This window comes from Natronococcus sp. A-GB7 (assembly GCF_029688865.1).
GTDB lineage: Archaea > Halobacteriota > Halobacteria > Halobacteriales > Natrialbaceae > Natronococcus.
On the sequence record NZ_JARUKV010000010.1, the window covers coordinates 157,112 to 164,277 of the forward strand.

At 69.0% G+C, this 7,166-nt stretch carries 6 protein-coding genes; 2 read left to right on the forward strand and 4 right to left on the reverse strand.

What is annotated here, in order from left to right:
* Positions 1 to 461 precede the first annotated feature (461 nt).
* Entirely contained in the window at positions 462 to 887 is a 426-nt protein-coding gene (locus QA609_RS11315) for a DMT family transporter (RefSeq protein ID WP_278302709.1), read from the forward strand.
* A 231-nt stretch (positions 888 to 1,118) separates the two neighbouring features.
* Here QA609_RS11315 and QA609_RS11320 read toward each other — a convergent pair whose 3' ends face one another.
* From QA609_RS11320 to QA609_RS11335, 4 genes are all read right to left on the reverse strand, one after another.
* Entirely contained in the window at positions 1,119 to 2,123 is a 1,005-nt protein-coding gene (locus QA609_RS11320; RefSeq protein ID WP_278302710.1) for a MoxR family ATPase, read from the reverse strand.
* Positions 2,120 to 3,214 carry a DUF4350 domain-containing protein gene (locus QA609_RS11325; protein ID WP_278302711.1) on the reverse strand — a complete coding sequence of 365 codons (1,095 nt, stop codon included), beginning with the start codon at positions 3,212 to 3,214 and terminating at the stop codon, positions 2,120 to 2,122. Before QA609_RS11325 ends, QA609_RS11320 begins: the two co-directional genes overlap by 4 nt.
* Positions 3,211 to 3,492, reverse strand: a complete 282-nt coding sequence (locus QA609_RS11330; protein ID WP_278302712.1) for a hypothetical protein — start codon at positions 3,490 to 3,492, stop codon at positions 3,211 to 3,213. Before QA609_RS11330 ends, QA609_RS11325 begins: the two co-directional genes overlap by 4 nt.
* An 85-nt stretch (positions 3,493 to 3,577) precedes the next feature.
* The gene (locus QA609_RS11335) at positions 3,578 to 3,886 is read right to left on the reverse strand and encodes a HalOD1 output domain-containing protein (RefSeq protein ID WP_278302713.1); all 309 of its coding nucleotides are present in this window, start codon (positions 3,884 to 3,886) and stop codon (positions 3,578 to 3,580) included.
* 162 nt (positions 3,887 to 4,048) lie between these two features.
* Between QA609_RS11335 and QA609_RS11340 the strand changes: the two genes are divergently transcribed.
* Positions 4,049 to 7,084 carry an FtsX-like permease family protein gene (locus QA609_RS11340; RefSeq protein ID WP_278302714.1) on the forward strand — a complete coding sequence of 1,012 codons (3,036 nt, stop codon included), beginning with the start codon at positions 4,049 to 4,051 and terminating at the stop codon, positions 7,082 to 7,084.
* The last annotated feature ends 82 nt before the right edge of the window (positions 7,085 to 7,166 follow it).

A 7,166-nucleotide genomic window follows, 5' to 3' on the forward strand; every position in this document is an offset into this window, starting at 1 on the left:
ACGGTGCGTTCCGAATCGGAGTCAGCGACACGCTCGGTCCAGAGTCTGCGCTCGGCGGTCGGGCAGCGATCCAGGTAAGAGAGCGGTCCGGCGGAGTTGGCGACACGCCACTCGGAACGAGGAAGAACGCCCACCGGAAACCGTCCTGGAGCGCTCCGGGCGATACTCGTTCCTCTTGCTTGTTCTCGTCGTCCTCGCGGTCTCCACCGAGCACTCTCGAAGGCGGTCGGGAACGCGCGAGATATATCTAGACCCGATATAAATGGATTATTCGATTAAGAGAGAGAGCGATTCGGGTACAGTCGGTACGTATCGTGTATGGCACAGCGATACCACGCCGGTGACCGAGGCAGCGACACCGAACCGAAATTCTACCTCCCCGCCGGGAACACCCCACCGTTCTATGCCAGTCGCTTCGAGCGTCTCTGGGCGTCACTGTTCGGCCGTTACGTCGAATCATAATGGGTTTCCCTGAAATAGATTCGGCCGTGTTCTTCGGTTCGATTACGATGGTAACCTGGGGAATCTGGGTCGTCCTGGGCAACGCTGCGTCGGAGTCTATCGACCCGAGGACGGCCGCCGCAATCTCCTATCTCGTTGCGGGACCCCTTGCACTCGGCTACGTCCTCGTTTCGGACGCATCGCTCGCCATTACCGCGAAAGGAGGGCTGCTCGCCGGCGTGGCCGGATTGTTCACCGGAATCGGCCTGATCTCGATGTACGTCGGTCTTTCCGGAGGGTCGACAACGGTCGTCTCTACTCTCGGTGCGATGTACTTCGTCGTCGCGGCTCTCATCGGTATGATCATCCTCGGAGACCAAGTGACGATAACCAGATTTGCCGGGATAGCGTTCGCAATTATCGGGGTCGCCTTGGTTTCCCAATAGATCGCCTGTACGCAACGCGAATTTCACAGCGGTTCTGGACGACGAAACCGTGCTACTAGCTACCGAGGAGTTATAACAGCCGTTGGAAGTCAGCGCGCATCCGATCGCACGACTGCTGTGCGATCGGTGTGCAGACAGTCTCAGTCGTTACTATAGTTCCGGAGCGGCCGCGAGCCCTCCTCGAGTCGATCCGGGGAACCGGCACCGCAGACCGCCTGCGAAAACGGACCGCTAGTTCGGCGTCGGTTTTCCACCGAGGTCGTCGGTGTCCGGGACCGTAACGGTGTCGAGGATCTCCTCGACGACGTTCTCGGGGCTGACGTCGCTCAGTTCGGCCTCCGTGTCCAGGACGAGACGGTGGACCAGAACCGGCTCCGTGAGGGCCTTGACGTCCGCGGGCGTCGCGTACTTGCGGCCGCGGATCGCCGCACGAGCCTTGACACCCTCGAGGAAGGCGAGCGACGCTCGCGGGGAGACGCCGTAGCTGACGTCGGGGTGGTCCCGGGTCGCGGCGACGAGGTCGAGAACGTACTCCTTGACCGGGTCGGCGACGTGGACCTCGGTGACGGCCTTTCGGGCTCCGCGGATGTCCTCGGTCTGGACCGCCTGGTCGATCGTCGCCGGGCTCAGTTCGGGTTCCTCGTCGAACCGCCGAAGCAGCTCCGTCTCCTCCTCGCGGTCCGGCAACCCGATCGTGAGCTTGAACATGAATCGGTCCCGCTGGGCCTCCGGCAGCTCGAAGACGCCCTCCATCTCGATCGGGTTCTGGGTCGCGACGACCATGAACGGCTCCGGCAGGGCCAGCGTCTGGCCCTCGATCGTGACCGTTCGTTCCTGCATCGCCTCGAGCAGCGCCGACTGGGTCTTCGGCGTCGCGCGGTTGATCTCGTCGGCGACGACGAGGTTCGAGAACACCGGCCCCCGCTGGAGTTCGAACTGGCCGGTCGGCTCCCGGTAGATCTGGGTGCCGGTGATGTCGGCCGGCAGGATGTCGGGGGTCATCTGGATGCGCTGGTAGTCGAGCCCGGTCGCCCGCGCCAGCAGGTTCGCGATCGTCGTCTTGGCGACGCCGGGGACGCCCTCGAGCAGGAGGTGGCCCCGCGTCAGCAGCGCGATCGTCAGGTGTTCGATCGCCTCCTCGTTGCCGACCAGGACCCGCCCGGTCTCGGTCCTGATCTTCTCGTACACCGTCTGTGGATCGTCCGCGAAGGGCCAGTTCCGGTCCGTCTCGCTCATCGATCCTCGTGTTTCGAGCGGGAACGGTTAAGCGCTGTTATCGTTTCTCGGATCCGCTCGTCGTCCCAGTTGGGGTGGCGCTCCCGGAGCAGTTCGGCCCGTTCGGCGTCCGATAGCTCCGATCCGGACACGCCGTCGGAGCCGAGTCGGTCGCGGACGGCTCCGACGCCGTCCCGGAAGGTTCGGTTCGAGGCGCCGATGACGGCGACGACGGCGAACAGCCCGACGATCGCCTGCAGCGCCGGTAGCTCCCGCAGGGTCAGGGTAATGCTCGCCAGCGGCGGGAGCTCCTCGCCGTGGCTCAGATCGAGCAGAACGTGATCGTCGTCGGCGTACTGGCGCTGGAGAAACGCCGCGTTGTCGGGTTCGCCGTACATCGCGTTGATCGTGATGCTCGGGTCGCCGACGACGACGACCTCGCCGCTGCCGACGTCCTCGACGGTTGCGACGGGGTAGGCGTCGAACGCGGTGTCGTCCTCGAGCTCCGTCCCCGGCGAGTCGGCGAGGTGGGCGTAGTCGCTGGTCCCGATCAGGGGCGTCGCGCCGTTCGGATCGACGGCCGTCGCGTGGTTGAGCGTGAGCTGGTCGACGCCGGCGGTCCGTTCGTGGTTGGCCGTCGCCGTAGCGATCGGCATCGCCGGCCCCTGATCGTGGCTCTGTTCGTCGAGCAGGACGCTCCCGTTCGTGCGCGCGTCGGCGCCGACGGCGTCGAGCAGGCCGTTCGCGTCGGTGCCGTAGTTCTCGAGGACCACTAAGGTGCCGCCGTTTCCGACGAACTCCTGGACGCGGGCAGCGTCGGCCGCGCCGTAGGGCTCGTCGGGGGCGACGACGATGGCCGTCGTCTCCTCGGCGGGGACCTCCTCGTAGCGGTCGGTCTCCCGGATCAGCTCGCCCTCGACGTCGTCGTCGGTCTGGATCACCTCTCGGAAGTCGTCGGTCCCGTCCCACGCGGGGTTGTACGGGCCGAACGCGGCCGAGGAGGTGGTCGCGGCGACGAACAGTCCGACGAGGACGACGGCGCCGAGGGCGACCAGCAACGCGGCGGGCCAGTCGATCCCGTCGCCGTCGGTGACGTACTCTCGAAGGTTCAAAACGGCAGCACCTCCGGCGGCAGGATCTCGAGGATCCGCCGGACGACGATGATCGCGAACCCGACGAGGCCGAGCCCGATCAGCCACAGCAGGCGCCGTCGCCAGGCCGGCGTGATGTTGACCGGTGCGGTCAGCTCGGTGACGATCAACAGTCCGATCAGCGAGAGCACGAAGAACAGCTCGTAGGAGAGGCTCCCCAGCAGCGTCAGCGCGACGATCGTCGCGAGCATCCAGGCGAGCTGTCCGTGGACGAACCGCATCCGGCGCTGGGTCGGCATCTACTCGAGTGAGCGAGCGCAGGGACCGTAAATCTCTCGTTCGAGCGACCGATCGGGAACCGAGACCGTCGGCCGACCGGAACTGTCACCGATCGTCTTCGAAGATCCGGATCAGCCCGCCGTCGTCGACGCGAATGCGGTACTCGAGAAAGAAGAACTCGGCCGCGACGGTCCCGCTGCCGTCGCCGTCGCCGACGAGGCTGTCGAGCGCCTTCGGATCGACGCTGTCGAGCAGCGTCGCGCCGTACTCGTCTTCGATCGCCGTCGGATCGACCCCCTCGGCCGCGGCGACCGTTTCGACGACTGCGACGCTGGCCGGGGTCCGATCGTCGTAGCGTCGCTCGAGTACCGACGATTCGCTCGCGTCGTCCGAATCCCCATTACTCGCGGGCATGGCTACGGATAGTCAGTACGACGATCATCGCTATAGCGGTACTGTATCAAATCCTGTAGTTTTCGGGTGAGAGAAACGAGCGATCGTCCACGGACGCCGATCGAGCGACTCCGGCATTTATTTACGGCGACACACCCCCTACAACTGCACTGTCTACTCGCTATGACGTATCTTCGGGTGCTCGTCGGTCGCTGGTCGCGCCGGGACCGACTCGCGGTGCTGGTTATTGCGCTGACGGTGGCGCTGCTGGTCGGCGCCTCGCTGCTCGTCGTCGCCGCCGGCGATCAGACGCGCAGCCTCGCGGCCGAACACGAGGGGAACGCGTCGGTCGTCGGCTACGACTCGGTCGACCGCGCGAGCCAGGTGGCGGGTCCCGACGCCGTCGTGCTTCCGACGGCGACCGCCGTCGATCCCGAGGGTGATACCCACCGGATCGTCGCGGTCCCCGTCGACGCCCCGTCGCTCGGACTCCCTGCCCAGCCCGACGGCACCGTCGCTCCCGATGCCGAGGGGGAGACGTGGCGCCTCGAGGGGAGCGAGGGAACGGCGGCGACGACGGTCGAACCTGCGAACGCCTCGGACGCGGTCGTCCCTCCGACGTGGCTGCGGACGACACCCGAGACCCTCGAGGAGGTCGGACCGACGGGCGCGCTCGTCGTCTCGCCGACCGACGGGGACGGGAACGAGGACCACGAAGGCGCCCCGCTGGTGGGGGCCCTCGAGTTCTTCACCCAGGGCGCCGACGACGTCCTCGGAATCGTCCGGACCGGGGTCGCCGCCGCCGGCGTGCTCGTCGCCGTGACGCTCTCGAGCGTCGTTCGGATGACGATCCGGGATCGCGCGCGAACGATCCGGGTGGCCAGGGCGACGGGCGCGTCGCCGCGGCGAATCCGGATCGCGCTCGCGGCGCGAGCCGGGGCGATCGCGGCCGCTGGCGGCGTCCTCGGCTACGCGATCGGCGTCGTCGTCACCAATGCGGCGGTCACCGCGGCGGTGGTGGTCGGCCTGCCGACGACCCTGTCGGTGACGGTGACGCCCGATCTCGTCCGGTTCGTCGCCGCGATGCTCGCCGTGATCACCCTCGTCGGGATAGCGACGGGCTACGTTACGGCTCGCGCCGCGACGACGAAACCGCCCGCACGGGTCGGTCGGGACGGCCACGGAGGGGACTCGAGCCCGCCGAGCGGTCGGCTTCGACGCATCGGTGGCGGCGTCCGAAGCCGCCTCGGACCGACGGTGCTCGCAGCGCGGACGGTCGTCCCGACGGCGGCGACGCTGTCGACGTTCGCGGTGATCGTCCTGCTCGTCGCGTCGCTGGGGACGATCGGCGCCTCGCTGTCGACGGCCGGCACGACGGTCGCCGATCCCGACGCCTCGCACCCGGCCGAGAGTCGGGTGTCGGCCGACTACGCCGAGACCCTCGCGGACCGAGGCGTCCCCGCCAGTCCGGAGATCCTGCTGTTTGCGAGCCACGGCGAGGAGCCGTACCTCGTCCGCGGGGTCGACTACGCTGCGTTCGAGTCCGTCTCCGACGCCCGGATCGCCGACGGAGAGCCGCCAGCGGGCGGCGAGGAGGCCGTCGTGGGCGTCGAGCTGGCCGACGCCCTCGAGGTCGAACCCGGCGACGAGCTCGCGGTCGGCGGGAGTACCGAGCCCGCGATGGGCGTGGTGACCGTCGTCGGCACCGTCGAAACCGGCGGGTTCGCGGACCACCAGCTGCTGGTCTCGCTACCGACGGCCCGCCACCTCTCGGGGCTCGAGTCGGGCGAGGTAAACCAGATCCGAACGACCGCGACCGGGGCGTCCGACGCCTCTGCGGCGGCCGGCGCGGAGACGACGGTCGTCGATCTCGAGGCGCCGGATCACGCCCGTCCCGGCGAGACGGTCGCCGTCGAGGCGACCGTCTGGAACCCCACGGCCGACTCGGTCGACCGGGAGCTCGAGGCGACGATCGGCGGGAGCGAACAGCGCCGGACCGTCGAACTCGAGGGCCACGAGCGCCGGACCGTGACGTTCGAGCTGTCGGCGCCCCAGGCCGGCGAGTACGAGCTGTCGGTCGGCGACGACGGAACGACGATCACCGTCGCGGACGCGCCGCCGCTCGAGTCCGTCGCGCTACCGGAGTCGGGCCCGACGGGCGCGTCGCTGTCGGTACCCGTCCGTGAGGCCACCGGGGATCCGGTTCCGAACGCGACCGTCGAGATCGGGAACCGAACGGCCGAGACCGGAACCGACGGCGTCGCTCGGATCGAACTGCCGGAGACTCCCGGCACGTACGACGCGACGGTTCACGCGGGCGAGCGCGAGCGAAACGGGACGATCCGGGTGGCCCACGACGCCGACCCCGAGCCGGCGACGTCGCTGTCGATCAGCCCGTCGTCGCCCTCGGTTCACGCACAGCCGACCGCGACGGTCGACCTCGAGAACCCCTGGGACCGCCCGCTCGAGACCCCAATCGAGCTCGAGGGCGCCGGGACGACCGACCGAACGACGGTCACCCTCGAGCCCGGCGAGACGGCGACGCGGACGGCGACCCTTTCCCGCCAGCCGCCCGGCGAGCACGCCGTCGCCGTCGCGACCGGGGACCGGACGCTGGCGACCGCGGAGTACGAGGTCGTCGGCGACGACCGCGTGGTGAGCGCAGTCGCCGCCAGCGGCCACCACCGGTCCGACGGGGGCGTCGAGTCGGCGATCGAGTACGCGATGGGGAACCTCCAGGTCCTGCTCGGCGCGCTGACGGCGCTGGCGGCGGTGACCGTCGTCGGGGCGACCAGCGCCGTCCTCGCGCGGGCGATCCGTGCCCGTCGCCGGACGCTCGCGATCTACCGTGCGACCGGGGCCTCGCCGGGGCGCGTGCTCGCGATCGTTCTCGGGGACGCGGCGCGGATCGGAGTCGTCGCCGCCGCCGCCGCGGTCGGGATCGGGATCGCCGCCCTCGAGGTCCTCGCCGCGGCGGGTCGGCTGACTGCCTTCGGGATCTCGCTCGAGCCGTGGCCGACGGCGACGGTCGCGCTCGGCGTCTTCGCCGGCGGCCTCGTTCTGACGCTGCTCGCGGCGCTCGTCGCGACGCTGCCGCTGCTGTGGCACTCGCCGGCCTCGCTGCTCTCCGAGTCCTCGGCGGGACCGACGACGACCGATCGTCGAGAGCGCCCCGACTCGGAACGGGAGTCGGCGTCGGTTCCCAACCCGAGCGACTGATACGGTCTGTCGTGACGATTTGTCGGTGCGACCGCAGGACGGTTCGCCGTTGCACCGGAAATGACTTCGGACGGTCCGTACC